The following is a 14,937-nucleotide window of genomic DNA, read 5'->3' as shown; positions in this document are numbered from 1 at the left end:
TCGATCCTAGACCTTTAGATTTAAAGATGAAATTATTGTTTGTCTGTTTAGGAAATATTTGCCGATCGCCAGCGGCGGAAAATATCATGAATGCCCAAATTGAACAGGCTGGCTTGGGGGCAGAAATCCTTTGCGACTCCGCCGGGACTTCCGGTTACCATGTGGGAGACCCCCCCGATCGCCGCATGACAGCAAGTTTGAAAAAACGGGGTTACCGAGTACAGGGAAGGGCAAGACAATTTCTCCCCACAGATTTCCATTCCTTTGACCTGATTCTAGCCATGGACCGGGATAACTACCGTAATATTCTTGCCCAGGATCCGGCAGGACAACATCACCATAAAGTAAAGATGATCTGTGATTATGCCGAAAAGTTTGGCGATCGGGAAGTGCCCGACCCCTACTACGGCGGCCAGGCGGGATTCGAACATGTGATTGACTTACTCGAAGATGCCTGCGCCAATTTACTCACCAGCATCGGCAAAAATAGGACCCCCTAAGACAGGAACCGGATACCCCTGGTCGGGACAATACCGAAAAATCTTGCCTCAGGGGTCAATGCTATTCTTCCTCCATATCGTCAGCGCCATCATCACCATAAAGATTGTCATCCCCGTCCATCAGCTCGGCAATATCCACATCTTCATCGCTGATATTACTGGTGGTCCCTTCTTCAATCTCCCGGTAAATCAGACGATTATTACTTTCTAACCAGTCAATCAAGGACTGCTCACGGGTAACGGGCAAAACCGCCGCTGGTTCATAACGGGCTTCTCGACGGAGGGAAGGATTGTACATAGTGCTTCTGCTTAAATTGCCTAACGCGGACTGTCTAAGTTATCTACTTTGACCAGCCCACCATTGTAGCAAAATCCTCCCCTAGTCAGACACCACGGGCAGACTTTGGATCAGTTGGCGCAACACCTCTGTTTTAGTTCTTCCCTCCGCTGTGCAATACTTCTCCAAATGTACTAAATCCTTTTCTGGCAAGCGAATTGTGAGCACTTTATCGGATTTCGGTTTCGTTCTGACCATTGCCCTCCCTTAACATTTCCATAATCTCAGCATAGCAATTTTCCGCGGGCCATAATGCTGCCGATTCAGGTCTCGACTCCTTTTTTTGTAATAACAATGCAATAATATAACCATGATAAAGTAATTAAAAATAGATTACTTTTGGTTGACAAAAGCACGACATAAAATTACAATGGCATTGTTGCAAGGTAAATACTTGCTGTTGTTAGATGGAGGGTTATCAATGGATAACCAAAACACAACCCTGGACAAAGAAGCACCCACCGGTAAGTCAGTCCAGTCTAAGGAGAATAATCTTGGGCGCCATGGCAGTGATGGGAGTGAGCTAATTCCCTCTGAGGTTGCGGCCAAAGGGTTGATGGAGAGGGAAACTCCTTTGACTCCAGAATCGGAAATGCAAGAGCGTGGAAACCGAGGAAATGTCCCCTCTTCTCCCAATGTAGAGCCGGCTTACCGAGTTACAGATTCCGGCTTGATCAACGCCTATCCTGTTTCTCCACCGGTGTCCAAAGTTGATCCACACTCCCAAAAACAGTTCAGACGAAATTTAATTGGCTTTGGATTAGCCGCCAATCTGACCCTGGGGTTAATTGTGTTGGCCTTGGTTATTACCGGCAAATTTTAGAGCTTTATCAGCTAAGAGAATTGGGCTTACCAAAAAGCAATTAATTCCCCCCTGACCCTGAAAAGATCGTCAGTGCTGACGCCACTGTAAGCATTGTCCACTCACTTTTTAGCTTGGTATGAACTTCCATTGACCGAGTTTTTCTAGACAACCTCAAAAGACATCAAAGTAAATCAACAGAGGATAAATTCCATGTCCAACCCAACCACTATGAGTGCCCAAGAAAAGGAAGCCTATAAAGAAAAAGTCAAGGCTAAAATTGACCAACTGAACGCCCACATTGACCAAATGTCCGCTGAAGCTAGGGAAAAAACGGCGGATGCCAATATCAACTATCAACGGACAATGAAAGAACTCCAGGCTCAACGGGATGCACTGATGGGCAAATGGCAGGACCTCCAGCAATCTGGAGAGGCGGCCTGGGATGAGTTACAGGCCGGTTTGGAAAAAAGTTGGAGTGAGTTGGCCAATACTTTTGAGCAGATCAAGAAACAATTCTAGTGCCGGCCTAAGCCAATCTAGTTTGGCTATTCCCATAGCCCATTGCGGGGGGAGCAGGAGTCATTTCCTGTTGCCCTTTTTTTTGTGGCCAATTTAACTTGGGGGGCGGGCAGGCCAACCACTATAATTCCAATGTAAAGCCATCCTAGGGGACGGGGTTTCGGACCCATTTTTCTGATGAAACGACGACAAATCATTCGTACTGCCGGATTCGGGTTGCTGGCGGTTGCTGGAGTGCAAATTGGCGATCGCCGGAAGCCAGCCATAGCTCAAGCAAGCCCTGGTTTGCAGGTGGAATGGTTAGGACATAGCGCTTTTCTCTTTTCCGCCAATGGTTTCCGCATTTTGGCCAATCCTTTCCGGGCCATTGGTTGCACTCAGAAATTTCGTTTGCCTAGGGTGCAGGCGGATTTGGTACTGATTAGCTCCCAATTATGGGACGAAGGCGCAGCGGAGAACCTACCGGGCAACCCAAGAATTTTATTTGAGCCCGGCAGTTATAACATTGGTGGCATTCAGTTTCAGGGCATCAGTGCGCCCCACGATCGCCTAGGGGGAAGAAGATTTGGTCAAAACGTGGTGTGGCGTTGGAGTCAGGGGGGAATTCGAGTCGTTCACATGGGGGGAGCGGCTTCTCCCATCACTGAAGAACAGAAAATTTTGTTGGGCAGTCCTGACCTAGCCTTAATCCCCGTGGGAGGTGGCCCCAAAAATTACGATGCTGCCGAAGCGAAGGCTGCCATGGGAGTCCTCAATCCCCGCATTATGGTGCCAACTCAGTACGCTACCCCCGCCGCTGACCGTGCAACCTGCGAGCTGCAAACCCTGCAACCCTTTTTGGACTTGGTGCAAGGGATGAATATCCAGCGCATCAATAGTAATCGGTTAACTATTCAGCCCAGTAATTTGCCCACAGAAGGAACACTCGTGCGTATCTTCAACGAACAGGGATTGTTAGCCTAGACCACTACAAACCCTACAAACCTTAAGCAGAGGTGGTTGGATTGTAGGCAATACCGAGCACAGTGGCAATGTCAGCCAGAGTTTGTTCCTGGGCATGACCCCAAAAGGCTTCCAACTTATAAAATTCCCGCTCCTCCGGCATGAAGGTATGGACTAACACATCGCCAAAATCCTGCAACACCCAGATGCTTTCATTATTCCCTTCCGTGTGGGTAGGTAACTGGCCATGCACCAATTCCACTTGTTTTTCAATGTTGTCGGCGATCGCCCGGACTTGGGTGCGGGAAAAACCGGTGGAGATGACAAAATAATCCGCCAGATATGAGACATCCGTAACCTTGAGAATGACTAAATCCCCTGCTTTGCGTTCTTCAGCGGCCTGGGCAATGGTCCACACCAAATGCTCAGTGGCGGGGGCATCGGCGGGGACAGTGGGATTGACGGTCAAGGTGGGGGGATAGGCATCGAAGCGGGAAATTTCAGTCATGTAAGATTTTGTCAACTCCAAAAATGAATTAATCAGGGTTTAAGAACGATATCTTCTAGTGTAGCCAGAACCACCGCTAATATTGTGCTCACTTTGCCATTTTTAAGGCCCAATTACGGGTCAAAATCACCTGGGGATGGATGATTTTGTGCTGCTTAATCAAATAGGTCAAGGTTTGCTCACAGGTGAGGCGTACGGCTTGATAAAGGTTGTGTTGGGCCACCTGGCGTAGTTTCTCTAATTCTAAACTGTTACCCCTAGTTGGCTCCAACGCATCAGCCACAAAAATCAGACAGGCCAAAGGATCCATGGGCACCGCCCCCAGGGTATGGCAACGGATGGCGGTCAAAATGTCCGGATCATCAACGCCAAATTCTTCGGCAGCAATAACGGCACTCACATCAGCATGGATTAAATGGGGACTAGCCGACAAAATCGGGTCGAGGGGTAGCTCCTGTGCCTCGGCGATCGCCAGCAGTTTGGAGGGAGGGAAAAACTTAGCTAAATCATGCAGCAGCCCCGCTTGTCCCGCTTTGCCAGCATCAATGCCATGGTAGGGAGCCCATTGCACCGCTGTTTGCTCAACCCCCAAAATATGGTCTAACCGCTGGGGAGAAACATTTTCTTGGAGCCAATGGATTACCCTGCTCCGGTCCAACTCAACCATGGGCCAAAAAGGCTTGCAAAACAATTGTGGGATTTAATCAATCGCGCCCCAGAGAAGACAAGCGGCGGGCCAAAGCCCACCGATCACCATTTCTTATTTAGGACTTTAGCCACCGTTTGGGGACTCAAGAAAAGGTTAAACGTCGCTGGCGGCACCGTTATTGCTGGAGCCACTGGCATCACCCTGTTGTCTTTGGCCACCGGAATAGCGACGGTTTTGGGTACGACTAGCGGAGCGAAACTGACGGGCGTAAGCACGATTACGTTCAGCTTTTTCCTTTTTTAAATTACGACGTTTTGCCATTGTTTGTTCCTCATGAAATATAGTTTACAGACCACTTGCCGAGTCCGGTTGCTGAAGTTTGTGCTACGGGAAGTCTGCACAGGAAATATTAGGCCGCGGAGGCTCATCCCGAATTCGATCTTAACACGGCTCCTGTTTTCCCAAATTGTTGGAATCCGTCGGCAAAGCTGCAATCGATGCTAGATAAGGTTGGAAGCGGACCGACCCTATTCAACACGACTAAGAAAAATGGGGTACAAGCCTCGCCCTCCTCTATTTTGTCCAGGGTAATCCCGTCAGCACAAGTTGGGTCTGTGAACACAAATCTCTGTCCTTCAGAGCGGCGAGGGTCAACCCAGCGAGTACGGAGCTGGCATGGCATCCCAAGGTTACTTTTGGGATTTGCTATTCCAGTAAAACAATACACTCATTCTTTTTTTACACAAAAATTTGCAACTGTTGGATTAATTGGGCGGCCTGTTGCACCCCTTCAATGCGATGGACTGGTTGGCCCTGTTTGAATAAAACCAAGGTTGGCAAAGATTGGATTTGGTACTGGGTTGCGATCGCCGGATATTTATCGGTGTCAATTTTCACCACTTGGAGTTGCTGACGGAGATGACTACCCACTTGTTCGAGAATGGGGGCCATCATTTGACAGGGGCCGCACCAGGTAGCATAAAAGTCCACTAGCACCGGCTTAGGGGAACCGGCTAACATTTCGGCAAAACTGGCAAACTGTTTTTTGACGGCCATGGCATTTTTCTCCCAGAAATGGTTAATCCAGTTCTAGCAATTATCGGGGGCGATCGCCCATGGCGGATTCAATGGTTTGATCAAAACGTTTTTGCAACAGGTGGAACACAAAATAAATGCCTACCATCCCCAGCACTGCGGCCAAAGCAAACCAACTGAATTGGGTTGTCCAGGCAATGATTTGTTCAATGGTAACCACCCGCCCTAAAAAATACGCCAAACTGACGGTAATGGTGGCCCAGACGGAAGCACCGCCGATGTTATACAACAAAAATTTGCCGTAGGGCATGCGAACAATGCCAGCCATGGGCCCCGCAAAAATTCTCAGTAAAGTGACAAAGCGGCCAAAAAATACCGCCGCCGCTCCATTTTGACTAAATTTATGGCGAGCTTGGTCTAATTTATCCTGGGGAATCTTAAATAATTTGGCGGCCCCGGTCAGTAAGGGCCAGCCGCCCCATCGTCCGGCCCAGTAGCCACAACTGTCCCCCAACACTGCTCCGGCGATCGCCGCAACGAGCACACCACCGTAACTTAAATCACCACTACCGGCCAAAAAGCCACCCAACAGGGTTATGGTTTCTCCAGGGATGGGGATACCCGCATTTTCCAAGGCAATGCCAAAGAAGACGGCTCCGTAACCATACTGGCGGGCCAATTCCTGCAAGGTCTCCAGCGAAAAAAATTCCCAACCCATGGCAATGCTTATTTAATAATTCTTAATACTTTACTTATTTTTTAGTGTAGCTGATGGGAGTGTTGGATGTTGCCGAAGATTTTACTGCTCAGCAATGGCCATGGAGAGGATGCGATCGCCGTGACCATTGGCCAGGCCTGGAGTGAGTTGGCAAAGATGGAGCCCAGGGAGATATTAGTGGGCTTGCCTCTGGTGGGAGAAGGCAATAATTATCGACGGTTAAACATTCCCCTCATTGGCCCGGTGAAAACCATGCCTTCCGGTGGTTTTAACAATATGGATGCCAAGGAATTGTGGCGGGATATGAGGGGCGGTCTTTGGGGGTTAACTAAAGCTCAGTTAGACAACTTGAAGCAATGGACAGCCCAGGGAGGGAAAGTTCTGGCGGTGGGGGACATAGTTCCCCTGGCCCTGGCTTGGTTGGGTCGGGCCGAATACGCTTTTGTGGGCACAGCTAAGTCGGAATATTATCTCCGCTCACCTGTTGGGGAATGGTTAACCACTACCAAATCTTGGGAAAAATGGCTGGGTTCCGCCTACTATCCCTGGGAACGATGGTTGATGGCTAGGAAAAATTGCGTAGCGGTCTTTCCCCGCGATCGCCCTACCCACAACAAATTACTCAGCCAGGGCATTGCCAGTTATCCGGTCGGTAATCCAATGATGGACGGTTTAAACCAAGAAGACTACCAGCCCCAACCGTTACAACCGGGCCAGGGTTTGACCATTACCCTTTTACCCGGTTCCCGATCGCCAGAAATGGAACGCAATTGGGCCTTGATTGTGGAAAGTTTAACCAGTGTGTTAACCCATTTTCCCGATTCCCCCATAACTTTTCTCGCGGCGATCGCCCCCTCCCTCCCCTTGAAACCATTGATGGCTGCAGTGGAAAACCAAGGTTGGCACAGAGTTGCAGATAACAGCCCAGAAGTTTTAGCCAATAACATTGCTGCCATTATCAAGGGCACTATTTTCCGAAAAGACCAGGGCCAGCTAATTTTTAGCCAACAACAGTTTGTTGATTGTTTACACCATTCCCAAGGGGCGATCGCCATGGCCGGTACTGCCACAGAGCAATTTGTCGGCCTAGGTAAACCCGTGATTAGTTTTCCCGGCGATGGCCCCCAATACACCCCCTACTTTGCCCGTCGTCAAACCTGGTTACTGGGGGAGTCTTTAATTTTGCTGGATAGTCCTGATCAGGCCGGTGCGGCCCTACATCAAGTGCTGCACAATATTGATCGACTAAAGGCGATCGCCCGTAATGGTCGGGAACGATTGGGAGAAACTGGGGCGGCCCGTCTCATTGCGGAAGTTCTGCACCAAAAATGGTGTTAGATAGATTTTCATAAGTTTCTCCAAAATCTATGCATAAAATACCCGTTACCGTAGTCACCGGCTTCCTCGGCTCTGGCAAAACTACCTTGGTTAGGAACCTATTGCAAAATAACCAGGGACGGCGTATTGCGGTACTGGTCAATGAATTTGGGGAAGTGGGCATTGATGGGGATATTCTCCGCAGTTGCCGGGTATGCGATGAAAAAGGAAACGAGATTGCCCCTGGCACCAATGGTGCTCCCCAAATTGTTGAATTGGCCAACGGTTGTCTCTGTTGCACTGTGCAGGAGGAATTTTTGCCTACGATGCAGGCTTTGCTGGAACGGCGCGAAGAAATTGACTGCATTGTCGTGGAAACTTCGGGCTTAGCTCTACCCAAACCCTTGATCCAAGCTTTTCGTTGGCCGGAAATTCGTACCGCAGCCACCGTGGATGGGGTTATTACCGTAGTAGATGGGGATGCGTTGGCCAGGGGGGCCATAGTGGGGGATTTGGATGCCCTGGAAGCCCAAAGGCGGGCCGATGAAAGCTTAGATCATGAAACTCCCATTGAAGAGTTATTTGAAGACCAGTTAGCCTGTGCAGATATGGTGTTGTTAACAAAAACCGATTTGTTGGCAATGGAAGACCAGCAAAGGTTGGAAAATTGGTTAGGCAGTCAGTTGCCAGCGGGGGTCAAGGTGGTGCCCTGCCATCAAGGAGAAATTAGCCCAGACATTCTCCTCGGCTTCAATGCAGCGGTGGAAGAAAACCTCGACAGTCGCCCCAGTCACCATGACCATGAAGAAGACCACGACCACGATGAGGATATCAATGCGGTGTATGTGGCCCTTAACCGGGAATTTGAGCCGGCGCAATTGGCTCAAGGTTTAACAAAATTAGTGGCAAGCAACGAAATTTATCGTATTAAGGGTTTTGTAGCGGTTCCTCAAAAAGCCATGCGTCTAGTATTCCAAGGAGTGGGGCAACGGTTTGATTATTTCTATGATCGTCTCTGGACTGGAGAAGAACTTCGACAGACCCGCTTGGTGGTCATTGGTCAAGGTTTAGATCCAGAACAAATCAAAACGGCGATCGCCAGCATCTAGGGCCCTTCCGCTATCAACGGAATCAGCTACCATGGAGCAGAGAAACATTAGCTTTCAGGGTAATGGTAAATTTCGGGCTCAATTCAGCTAGCATCCTTGGTATTTTTCTCGCAGTGGCCGGGGCGGGGCTCTATTTTCTGCGCTCCGTACGGCCGGAGGTGTCTCGGGATTACGACATCTTTTTTTCTGCTGTGGGCCTACTGTGCGGGCTAATTCTACTGTTCCAAGGTTGGCGGCTTGATCCGATTTTACAGTTTGGGCAATTACTACTCAGTGGCTCCACCGTATTTTTTGCCACTGAAACCATTCGTTTGCGGGGCATCACCACCGAGCAGGCCCGGCGCAGTGCTCCCTACGCCGACGATCGCCGGGTGAGTAAAACCAGAGTTTATACCGAAGCGGAATTGGACCAACTGGAACCGGAAGATGAGCCATTGGCCCGCAATGACCGTCGCTTAAGGGGTTATGACGATGATGCCCGTAGTGGCCGCCCCGATGGCTACGGGGAAGCGGATGCCCGGCCCAAGCCCCGTTCTTCTGGCCGCAGTGCCCCTCCATCTAACCCCAGACCAACTCGACCCCGTCCCCCCAGTGGCCGCAGTGCCCCCCAACGGCCCACCCCTGGTTACAGTGATAGCTACGGCTATAGGGATGACTATTCCGGTTGGGACAGCAGTGGCAATGATGTTTGGGATGATCCCACCCCTAACCGTCGGCCTCCTACCCGTCGTCCCCGTCCTGAAGCTGGCAATGAGCCCGGTTCTTCCCGTCGTCCCAACAACCGCCGACCCCGACCCAGTAACGGCCCGATCGATGATTCCTTTGGAGATCGCCCAGAAAGGAACGCCCCCCGCAATGCCCGCCCCTACGAAGATGAGCCCCCTGCGGCCTATGTGGACTACCAACCCATTGACGAAGCAGACTTAGCCCCTCGCCCCACCACTCCCGAGGACTCTACAGATAGGGACCGGGAACAGAACCGGAGTGTTAACCCCCGCAATCAAAGCCCTAGCCGTCCCCCCGTCGATGGGGAAGAGCGCTTCACCGGAGCCGATGACCAAGAACGGTTTGATTATTAGTTTTTCCCAGTGAACAGGGCGAAAATTCGGGGTAGTTTAAGGCAGACTCCATGGTTATGGCTGGCAATCGTACTAATACCCCTAGTACTCAGTAGTTGCAATAATGTCAGGCGATCGCCATTGGATCAGAGTTTAAATAGCCGCTTTAACGACGAACAGCCCAGCTTGAGCGGGGACGGTCGTTGGTTGGCCCTAGTTTCGAACCGTAATGGCGCCAGGGAAATACTGGTTTATGACCTACGCAATAACCAATTGATTAGTCTACCAGGACTGAACCAAGCCAACACCATTGCTGAAAGTCCGAGTCTGAGCCGCACTGGCCGTTATCTGGTTTATCTATCGAGTATTCAAGGGCGGCCCGACATCGCCCTCTACGATCGCCTGACCAAAAAAACAGAACTTTTGACCCTCAATTATCGCCAATGGGTACGCAATCCCAAGATTAGCCCCGACGGCCGCTACATCGTTTTTGAAACCGCCAAAAGAGGGCAATGGGACATTGAAATCCTCGACCGGGGCCCCCAAATTGAATTAGATATTACCGAGGGTGCTCCGGTGGAAAATCCCCCCACAGCCCCATGATTAACCATTGGTAAAACTGAATTTTGCTTAAAGCTCCTTCACAAAAGCGGCTTCAACATTGTGCGATTCTAAAGAGTGGCAGAGTTTAACCACTAAACAATTAATTAAAAAAATTAAAAATTTATAAATCCATGGAACAGCCGATGAAACCAACGGTGATCATCACCGGAGCCTCCTCCGGGGTGGGATTATACGGAGCTAAAGCTTTAATCGACAAAGGTTGGCATGTGATTATGGCCTGCCGCAATTTGGACAAAACCCAAAAAATAGCCGATGAATTGGGTTTTCCCAAGGAAGATTACACCATTATCAAACTGGATTTGGGTTATCTAGACAGTGTGCGCCGCTTTGTCACCCAGTTCCGGGCATTGGGTCGTCCCCTCAAAGCCTTGGTTTGTAATGCGGCGGTTTACTTCCCTTTACTGGATGAACCCCTCTGGTCAGCGGATGACTATGAACTTTCTGTGGCCACTAACCACCTGGGGCATTTTTTGCTCTGCAATCTATTGCTGGAAGATTTAAAAGCCTGTCCCGATGCAGATAAACGTTTGATTATTTTGGGCACCGTCACTGCCAACAGCAAAGAACTGGGGGGAAAAATTCCCATTCCTGCCCCGCCGGATTTGGGCAACTTTGAAGGGTTTGAAGCGGGCTTTAAAAAACCCATTGCCATGATTAATAACAAAAAATTCAAATCCGGTAAGGCATATAAGGACAGTAAGCTCTGCAATATGCTTACTACTCGGGAATTACACCGTCGCTTCCATCAAGAAACGGGCATTATTTTTAATTCCCTCTATCCCGGCTGCGTGGCCGATACTCCCCTGTTCCGCAACCACTATTCCCTGTTCCGAACCATTTTTCCCTGGTTCCAAAAAAACGTTACCAAAGGCTATGTTAGCCAGGAGCTAGCGGGAGAACGGGTAGCCATGGTAGTGGCCGATGACAAATTTCAAGAGTCCGGTGTGCATTGGAGCTGGGGCAACCGTCAACAAGCGGGGCGGGAAGCTTTTGTACAGGAACTTTCCGAACAGGGTAGCGATGCCCAAAAAGCCCAGCGCATGTGGGATTTAAGCGAAAAGTTAGTGGGCCTGGCTTAGTTCTTTGGTTCCCCCTACAAACCCAGCATTGGGGGTCAGGGGGACAATTCAGACAAAGCTCAAACAGCGGCGATGGGGTAATTCCTAGGTTGATCCGTTTCCACTTCCCTGTCCACTGCTCCTTGGTAGGTGTCCACCACATGGTTGGGTAAAATGTCCTGACCCTGGCTGAGAAAACTCCAACTCTGGCCCACATGGACATAGGTGCCCAGTCCCGTGGTGGGGGGCAGGAGGGGAATCACGTCTGCTAAATTGACAATGCGATAACTGTTGGGAACTTGGCGGGAATGGAGCTGGGCAAAGGTGACATCCCCAACCCTGGGGCAGGCATAGCTATAGAGTTGAATCTGCGGCCGTAGTTTAGGCAGGTTAACGGCTAGATCCAGGGCCGCCAACACTGCGAGGGAAGCTCCCAAACTATGGCCAGTGACGTAACAGGGCACAGATGGGTCTAACTGCCGGGCGATTTCCCTAGGAATGGGACTGACAATACGCAGATAATTTTCGATAAAGCCCTGGTGAATTTTGCCGAAGTATTGCCCGGATTGGCGATCGGTGAAGGGAATTTGTTGGGCCCGCAGATTGTTAACCCATTCCATGGTGGTTTGGGTACCCCGAAAAACAATTAAGTTATGGCGGGGGGAACTGAGGACAAAACCGAGGTAAACAGGGATTTCTTTGGTTACTTTGACCACCTGACGAATGGTTTCCCCCAGGGAATCCTCCGCTTGGTCCCAGGTTCGGTCGAGGGGGTCACCGGTGTTATCCAGGGGAATTTGGACGGCAACGGATTCTGACACTTTGGCTTCCTTGCCCCGAAAAGAGGCAATCTGTCGATACTCGTCCAGGTCGGAGCTATAGGCTGGTAACTGTCGAATATTACCGTCGTAGCTAGGGATGGTTTTCCCTGTTAGGTACTGCTGGGTGGCAATTTTACTGCAACGGATTAGGAGTCGGGAAATTTGGCGATCGTAGGGCAGGATAGGGGAGGTAAGCCTAACACTGTTGATAATTTCCTCGCCCCGGTAAATTTTTTCCGCATCGGCTTCAAAGGCGGCACTCAACAAACTCGTTTTGTCAGTGTTGGCTGCTTGGGCTTTCGCTAATGTCTGTAATGCTGTGATTTCCTGGCGATGGCGTTCCTCTCGGCCTATGGTGAATGCTCCCCCCAGGGCGACTCCCCCCAGCAATAGTCTTCGGCGGTTAAAGATGCCCATGGTTGATACTCTCCTGATCGGGCTGGACTGGTTGATGGGAAGGATGCCGCAGAGCTCCGTTGGCATAATATTGGTTGGTGCTTTGACCCAACATCCAAGTCAGGGTAAACAGTCCCGCAAAACCTTTAAAACTGTCGAAATAGGGCACCCAAATCCCGATCGCCAGTAGGGTGATCCAGACTACGGAGGCGGTAACCACTGCGCCCATGGCCCCAAAAATATTACCGGCGATCGCCAGCAGATCCTGACCCCGGGGAAATTGCCAGATTTTACCAATGTCCCGGCACATTTTCACCAGTAGCAATAACACCACCAGCAAGCGGAGGGAATAGTAACCGGCGATCGGCAACAGGGTAATTAAACTGGTGCCCAATGCGTAATCGAAAACTAAATCCCTAGCCTGCTTGCCCCGGTGCAGATTTTTTTGCCAAAGTTCGACGGATGACTGCACTATGTTTTCAAAGTTTTCAAACTGGCAATGCCAGATGGGAAAGACCCAATGGCCACCTTTGGGAGCGATTCTAACCCAATTTGAGGGTGGAAGTAATTCGTTCCATGGCCTCCTCCACATTGGCCCGACTGTTGAAAGCGGAAATGCGGAAATAGCCTTCCCCCGCCGCTCCAAAGCCAGAGCCAGGGGTGCCCACTACGTTGACTGTGTGCAACAACTTATCGAAAAAGTCCCAACTGCTCAGGCCATGGGGGGTTTTTACCCAAACATAGGGAGCGTTAATGCCACCATAAACCTGCAAACCAGCGGCAGCTAATTTCTCCCGAATGATGCGAGCATTTTCTAAATAAAAACTAATTAACTCTTTGACCTGGGCTTGACCTTCGGGGGAATAGACGGCTTCTGCCCCCCGTTGGATGATGTAGGAAACGCCATTAAACTTGGTGGATTGACGTCGATTCCAGAGTTTCCACAGCTCCACGTCGCTGCCGTCGGCCGCTTTGGCGGTTAAGGTTTTGGGCACAACGGTTAACGCACAACGGGTACCGGTGAAACCAGCATTTTTGGAAAAAGAGCGAAACTCAATGGCACAGTCCCTCGCTCCCTCAATTTCGTAAATGGAGTGGGGCAGAGTGGGATCGGTGATAAATGCTTCGTAGGCCGCATCAAAAAAGATGATGGAACTGTGGGCTTTGGCGTAGTCCACCCATTGTTTTAAATACTCTTTAGTGGCAGTGGCTCCGGTGGGGTTGTTGGGAAAACAGAGATAAATTAAATCTACTTTTTGGCTCGGTATGGCCGCGACAAAGTCATTTTCGGCCGAAATGGGGAGATAGACTAAACCACCGTATTCCCCTTTTTCATTGGCATCGCCGGTGTGGCCTGCCATCACATTGGTGTCCACATAAACGGGATAAACAGGGTCGGTGACAGCAATGACGTTGTCTTTGCCGAAAATGTCGAGGATATTGCCGGTGTCACATTTGGAACCGTCGGAAATAAAAATTTCTTCGGCGCTAATCTCACAGCCCCTTGCTTGGAAATCGTGCTGGGCAATTGTTTCCCGCAACCAAGCGTAACCCTGTTCCGGGCCGTATCCTTTGAAGGTTTGGCGATCGCCCATGTCGTCAATGGCTTTGGCCATGGCCTGGCGACAGGCAAGGGGTAGGGGCTCCGTCACATCCCCAATACCAAGTTTGATTACCTGGGCGTTAGGATTGGCGGTAGTGAAAGCATTTACCCGTCGAGCAATTTCAGGAAAAAGATAACCGGCTTTCAGTTTGAGATAATTGTCGTTGATACTGGCCATGGCTGGGTCATTAAAGGGCGATCGCCATTATAAAAGTTAACGTTCCCCCCGCTCTGCCCATTGACCCTATCCTTGCTAATGCATATCGCTCCATGGAGCAAATTTCTTCTGCCATCTATCCTCCCATCCTTACCCAATATCTATGTCCCAGTGGATTACAGAATGGATTCCCCAAGTAATGAATCAGTTGGGCTATGTGGGAATCAGTCTTTTGATGTTTTTGGAAAATTTATTTCCCCCCATCCCTTCTGAGTTGATCATGCCTTTAGCTGGTTTCTCCGCCGCCCAGGGTAAATTGGAATTGTTCCCAACAATTATTGCTGGCGTTATCGGCACTATTCTAGGTTCCTATCCTTGGTACTACATGGGTAAATGGATTAGTGAAGAACGGCTGGAGAGTTTTGCCAATCGTTACGGAAAATGGATGGGAATCAATGCATCGGATATCCATAAAGCCAACAATTGGTTTAATCACCATGGCCATCAATCTGTCTTTTTTGGGCGTTTGGTGCCAGGCATCCGCACCATTGTTTCCTTGCCCGCAGGCGTCAATGCCATGGGTTTGATTTCCTTTACTCTCTACAGCTTGGGAGGCATATCTCTCTGGGTAACTTTTTTAGCTAGTGCAGGCTACAAACTAGGGGATCACTACGAACTGGTGGAGCAATACCTAAGTCCCGTCTCTAAAATTGTTGTCATAGCTGTGATTACTATCATTACGCTGTCCCTTGTTCGTAAACAGCTACAGCGCAAAGCCTAA

20 protein-coding genes are annotated in these 14,937 nt (G+C 49.9%); 10 read left to right on the top strand and 10 right to left on the bottom strand.

The window, feature by feature from the left end; translation table 11 throughout:
* Positions 1–26 precede the first annotated feature (26 nt).
* Positions 27–500: a low molecular weight protein-tyrosine-phosphatase gene (locus tag D082_RS01650; protein WP_028946670.1), complete on the top strand. Its 474-nt coding sequence runs from the start codon at positions 27–29 to the stop codon at positions 498–500.
* 61 nt (positions 501–561) lie between these two features.
* Here D082_RS01650 and D082_RS01645 read toward each other — a convergent pair whose 3' ends face one another.
* Entirely contained in the window at positions 562–798 is a 237-nt protein-coding gene (locus D082_RS01645; RefSeq protein WP_028946671.1) for a DUF3134 domain-containing protein, read from the bottom strand.
* A gap of 81 nt (positions 799–879) precedes the next feature.
* A complete protein-coding gene (locus tag D082_RS18725) occupies positions 880–1,035 on the bottom strand; it encodes a ribbon-helix-helix protein, CopG family (protein ID WP_193386675.1) in 156 nt (51 codons plus the stop codon).
* 172 nt (positions 1,036–1,207) lie between these two features.
* Here D082_RS18725 and D082_RS01640 point away from each other — a divergent pair, with 172 nt between their 5' ends.
* The 3 genes from D082_RS01640 (at position 1,208) to D082_RS01630 (ending at position 3,124) form a co-directional block, all read left to right on the top strand.
* On the top strand, positions 1,208–1,660 hold the full coding sequence (locus tag D082_RS01640) for a hypothetical protein (protein ID WP_028946672.1): 453 nt from the start codon (positions 1,208–1,210) through the stop codon (positions 1,658–1,660).
* Positions 1,661–1,822: 162 nt separating this feature from the next.
* Positions 1,823–2,161 (top strand): hypothetical protein, encoded by a 339-nt coding sequence (locus D082_RS01635; RefSeq protein WP_255356944.1) that lies wholly within the window; start codon positions 1,823–1,825, stop codon positions 2,159–2,161.
* A 177-nt stretch (positions 2,162–2,338) separates the two neighbouring features.
* Positions 2,339–3,124, top strand: coding sequence for an MBL fold metallo-hydrolase (locus tag D082_RS01630; RefSeq protein ID WP_028946674.1), 786 nt, complete (start codon positions 2,339–2,341; stop codon positions 3,122–3,124).
* Positions 3,125–3,146: 22 nt separating this feature from the next.
* Here D082_RS01630 and rsfS read toward each other — a convergent pair whose 3' ends face one another.
* The 5 genes from rsfS to D082_RS01610 all read right to left on the bottom strand — a co-directional run bounded on the left by rsfS (position 3,147) and on the right by D082_RS01610 (position 6,013).
* The gene (gene rsfS / locus D082_RS01625) at positions 3,147–3,611 is read right to left on the bottom strand and encodes a ribosome silencing factor (protein WP_028946675.1); all 465 of its coding nucleotides are present in this window, start codon (positions 3,609–3,611) and stop codon (positions 3,147–3,149) included.
* 88 nt (positions 3,612–3,699) lie between these two features.
* Positions 3,700–4,278 (bottom strand): bis(5'-nucleosyl)-tetraphosphatase (symmetrical) YqeK, encoded by a 579-nt coding sequence (gene yqeK / locus D082_RS01620; protein ID WP_028946676.1) that lies wholly within the window; start codon positions 4,276–4,278, stop codon positions 3,700–3,702.
* A gap of 135 nt (positions 4,279–4,413) precedes the next feature.
* A complete protein-coding gene (locus D082_RS18720) occupies positions 4,414–4,581 on the bottom strand; it encodes a hypothetical protein (protein ID WP_193386674.1) in 168 nt (55 codons plus the stop codon).
* A 417-nt stretch (positions 4,582–4,998) separates the two neighbouring features.
* Positions 4,999–5,316 (bottom strand): thioredoxin, encoded by a 318-nt coding sequence (gene trxA / locus D082_RS01615; RefSeq protein ID WP_028946677.1) that lies wholly within the window; start codon positions 5,314–5,316, stop codon positions 4,999–5,001.
* A gap of 40 nt (positions 5,317–5,356) precedes the next feature.
* Complete coding sequence (locus tag D082_RS01610; RefSeq protein ID WP_028946678.1) at positions 5,357–6,013, bottom strand: DedA family protein; 657 nt, start codon at positions 6,011–6,013, stop codon at positions 5,357–5,359.
* Positions 6,014–6,079: 66 nt separating this feature from the next.
* Between D082_RS01610 and D082_RS01605 the strand changes: the two genes are divergently transcribed.
* The 5 genes from D082_RS01605 (at position 6,080) to D082_RS01585 (ending at position 11,200) form a co-directional block, all read left to right on the top strand.
* Positions 6,080–7,351, top strand: a complete 1,272-nt coding sequence (locus D082_RS01605) for a lipid-A-disaccharide synthase-related protein (RefSeq protein ID WP_028946679.1) — start codon at positions 6,080–6,082, stop codon at positions 7,349–7,351.
* A gap of 29 nt (positions 7,352–7,380) precedes the next feature.
* Positions 7,381–8,439 carry a cobalamin biosynthesis protein CobW gene (gene cobW, locus D082_RS01600; RefSeq protein WP_028946680.1) on the top strand — a complete coding sequence of 353 codons (1,059 nt, stop codon included), beginning with the start codon at positions 7,381–7,383 and terminating at the stop codon, positions 8,437–8,439.
* Between the two features lie 62 nt (positions 8,440–8,501).
* Positions 8,502–9,518 (top strand): Ycf66 family protein, encoded by a 1,017-nt coding sequence (locus D082_RS01595; RefSeq protein ID WP_028946681.1) that lies wholly within the window; start codon positions 8,502–8,504, stop codon positions 9,516–9,518.
* A gap of 9 nt (positions 9,519–9,527) precedes the next feature.
* Positions 9,528–10,100, top strand: a complete 573-nt coding sequence (locus D082_RS01590) for a TolB family protein (RefSeq protein ID WP_028946682.1) — start codon at positions 9,528–9,530, stop codon at positions 10,098–10,100.
* A gap of 131 nt (positions 10,101–10,231) precedes the next feature.
* On the top strand, positions 10,232–11,200 hold the full coding sequence (locus D082_RS01585; protein WP_028946683.1) for a protochlorophyllide reductase: 969 nt from the start codon (positions 10,232–10,234) through the stop codon (positions 11,198–11,200).
* Between the two features lie 59 nt (positions 11,201–11,259).
* Here D082_RS01585 and D082_RS01580 read toward each other — a convergent pair whose 3' ends face one another.
* The 3 genes from D082_RS01580 to D082_RS01570 form a co-directional block, all read right to left on the bottom strand.
* Complete coding sequence (locus D082_RS01580; protein WP_038529878.1) at positions 11,260–12,417, bottom strand: DUF2974 domain-containing protein; 1,158 nt, start codon at positions 12,415–12,417, stop codon at positions 11,260–11,262.
* Positions 12,404–12,871: a hypothetical protein gene (locus tag D082_RS01575; protein ID WP_028946685.1), complete on the bottom strand. Its 468-nt coding sequence runs from the start codon at positions 12,869–12,871 to the stop codon at positions 12,404–12,406. Before D082_RS01575 ends, D082_RS01580 begins: the two co-directional genes overlap by 14 nt.
* A 67-nt stretch (positions 12,872–12,938) precedes the next feature.
* Positions 12,939–14,177 carry an LL-diaminopimelate aminotransferase gene (locus D082_RS01570; protein ID WP_028946686.1) on the bottom strand — a complete coding sequence of 413 codons (1,239 nt, stop codon included), beginning with the start codon at positions 14,175–14,177 and terminating at the stop codon, positions 12,939–12,941.
* A gap of 142 nt (positions 14,178–14,319) precedes the next feature.
* Here D082_RS01570 and D082_RS01565 point away from each other — a divergent pair, with 142 nt between their 5' ends.
* Positions 14,320–14,937: a DedA family protein gene (locus D082_RS01565; protein ID WP_081857596.1), complete on the top strand. Its 618-nt coding sequence runs from the start codon at positions 14,320–14,322 to the stop codon at positions 14,935–14,937.

Source organism: Synechocystis sp. PCC 6714, from assembly GCF_000478825.2.
Lineage (GTDB): Bacteria > Cyanobacteriota > Cyanobacteriia > Cyanobacteriales > Microcystaceae > Synechocystis.
Note: the sequence above shows the minus strand (reverse complement) of the source record. Positions and strands in the feature narration are given on the sequence as shown.

Bases quoted from the DNA above. Each gene is read 5' to 3' on its own strand.
- D082_RS01650 (WP_028946670.1), top strand. From the start codon at position 27: ATGAAATTATTGTTTGTCTGTTTAGGAAATATTTGCCGATCGCCAGCG.
- D082_RS01645 (WP_028946671.1), bottom strand. From the start codon at position 798: ATGTACAATCCTTCCCTCCGTCGAGAAGCCCGTTATGAACCAGCGGCG.
- D082_RS18725 (WP_193386675.1), bottom strand. From the start codon at position 1,035: ATGGTCAGAACGAAACCGAAATCCGATAAAGTGCTCACAATTCGCTTG.
- D082_RS01640 (WP_028946672.1), top strand. From the start codon at position 1,208: ATGGCATTGTTGCAAGGTAAATACTTGCTGTTGTTAGATGGAGGGTTA.
- D082_RS01630 (WP_028946674.1), top strand. From the start codon at position 2,339: ATGAAACGACGACAAATCATTCGTACTGCCGGATTCGGGTTGCTGGCG.
- rsfS (WP_028946675.1), bottom strand. From the start codon at position 3,611: ATGACTGAAATTTCCCGCTTCGATGCCTATCCCCCCACCTTGACCGTC.
- yqeK (WP_028946676.1), bottom strand. From the start codon at position 4,278: ATGGTTGAGTTGGACCGGAGCAGGGTAATCCATTGGCTCCAAGAAAAT.
- D082_RS18720 (WP_193386674.1), bottom strand. From the start codon at position 4,581: ATGGCAAAACGTCGTAATTTAAAAAAGGAAAAAGCTGAACGTAATCGT.
- trxA (WP_028946677.1), bottom strand. From the start codon at position 5,316: ATGGCCGTCAAAAAACAGTTTGCCAGTTTTGCCGAAATGTTAGCCGGT.
- D082_RS01610 (WP_028946678.1), bottom strand. From the start codon at position 6,013: ATGGGTTGGGAATTTTTTTCGCTGGAGACCTTGCAGGAATTGGCCCGC.
- D082_RS01605 (WP_028946679.1), top strand. From the start codon at position 6,080: ATGTTGCCGAAGATTTTACTGCTCAGCAATGGCCATGGAGAGGATGCG.
- cobW (WP_028946680.1), top strand. From the start codon at position 7,381: ATGCATAAAATACCCGTTACCGTAGTCACCGGCTTCCTCGGCTCTGGC.
- D082_RS01595 (WP_028946681.1), top strand. From the start codon at position 8,502: ATGGTAAATTTCGGGCTCAATTCAGCTAGCATCCTTGGTATTTTTCTC.
- D082_RS01585 (WP_028946683.1), top strand. From the start codon at position 10,232: ATGGAACAGCCGATGAAACCAACGGTGATCATCACCGGAGCCTCCTCC.
- D082_RS01580 (WP_038529878.1), bottom strand. From the start codon at position 12,417: ATGGGCATCTTTAACCGCCGAAGACTATTGCTGGGGGGAGTCGCCCTG.
- D082_RS01570 (WP_028946686.1), bottom strand. From the start codon at position 14,177: ATGGCCAGTATCAACGACAATTATCTCAAACTGAAAGCCGGTTATCTT.
- D082_RS01565 (WP_081857596.1), top strand. From the start codon at position 14,320: ATGTCCCAGTGGATTACAGAATGGATTCCCCAAGTAATGAATCAGTTG.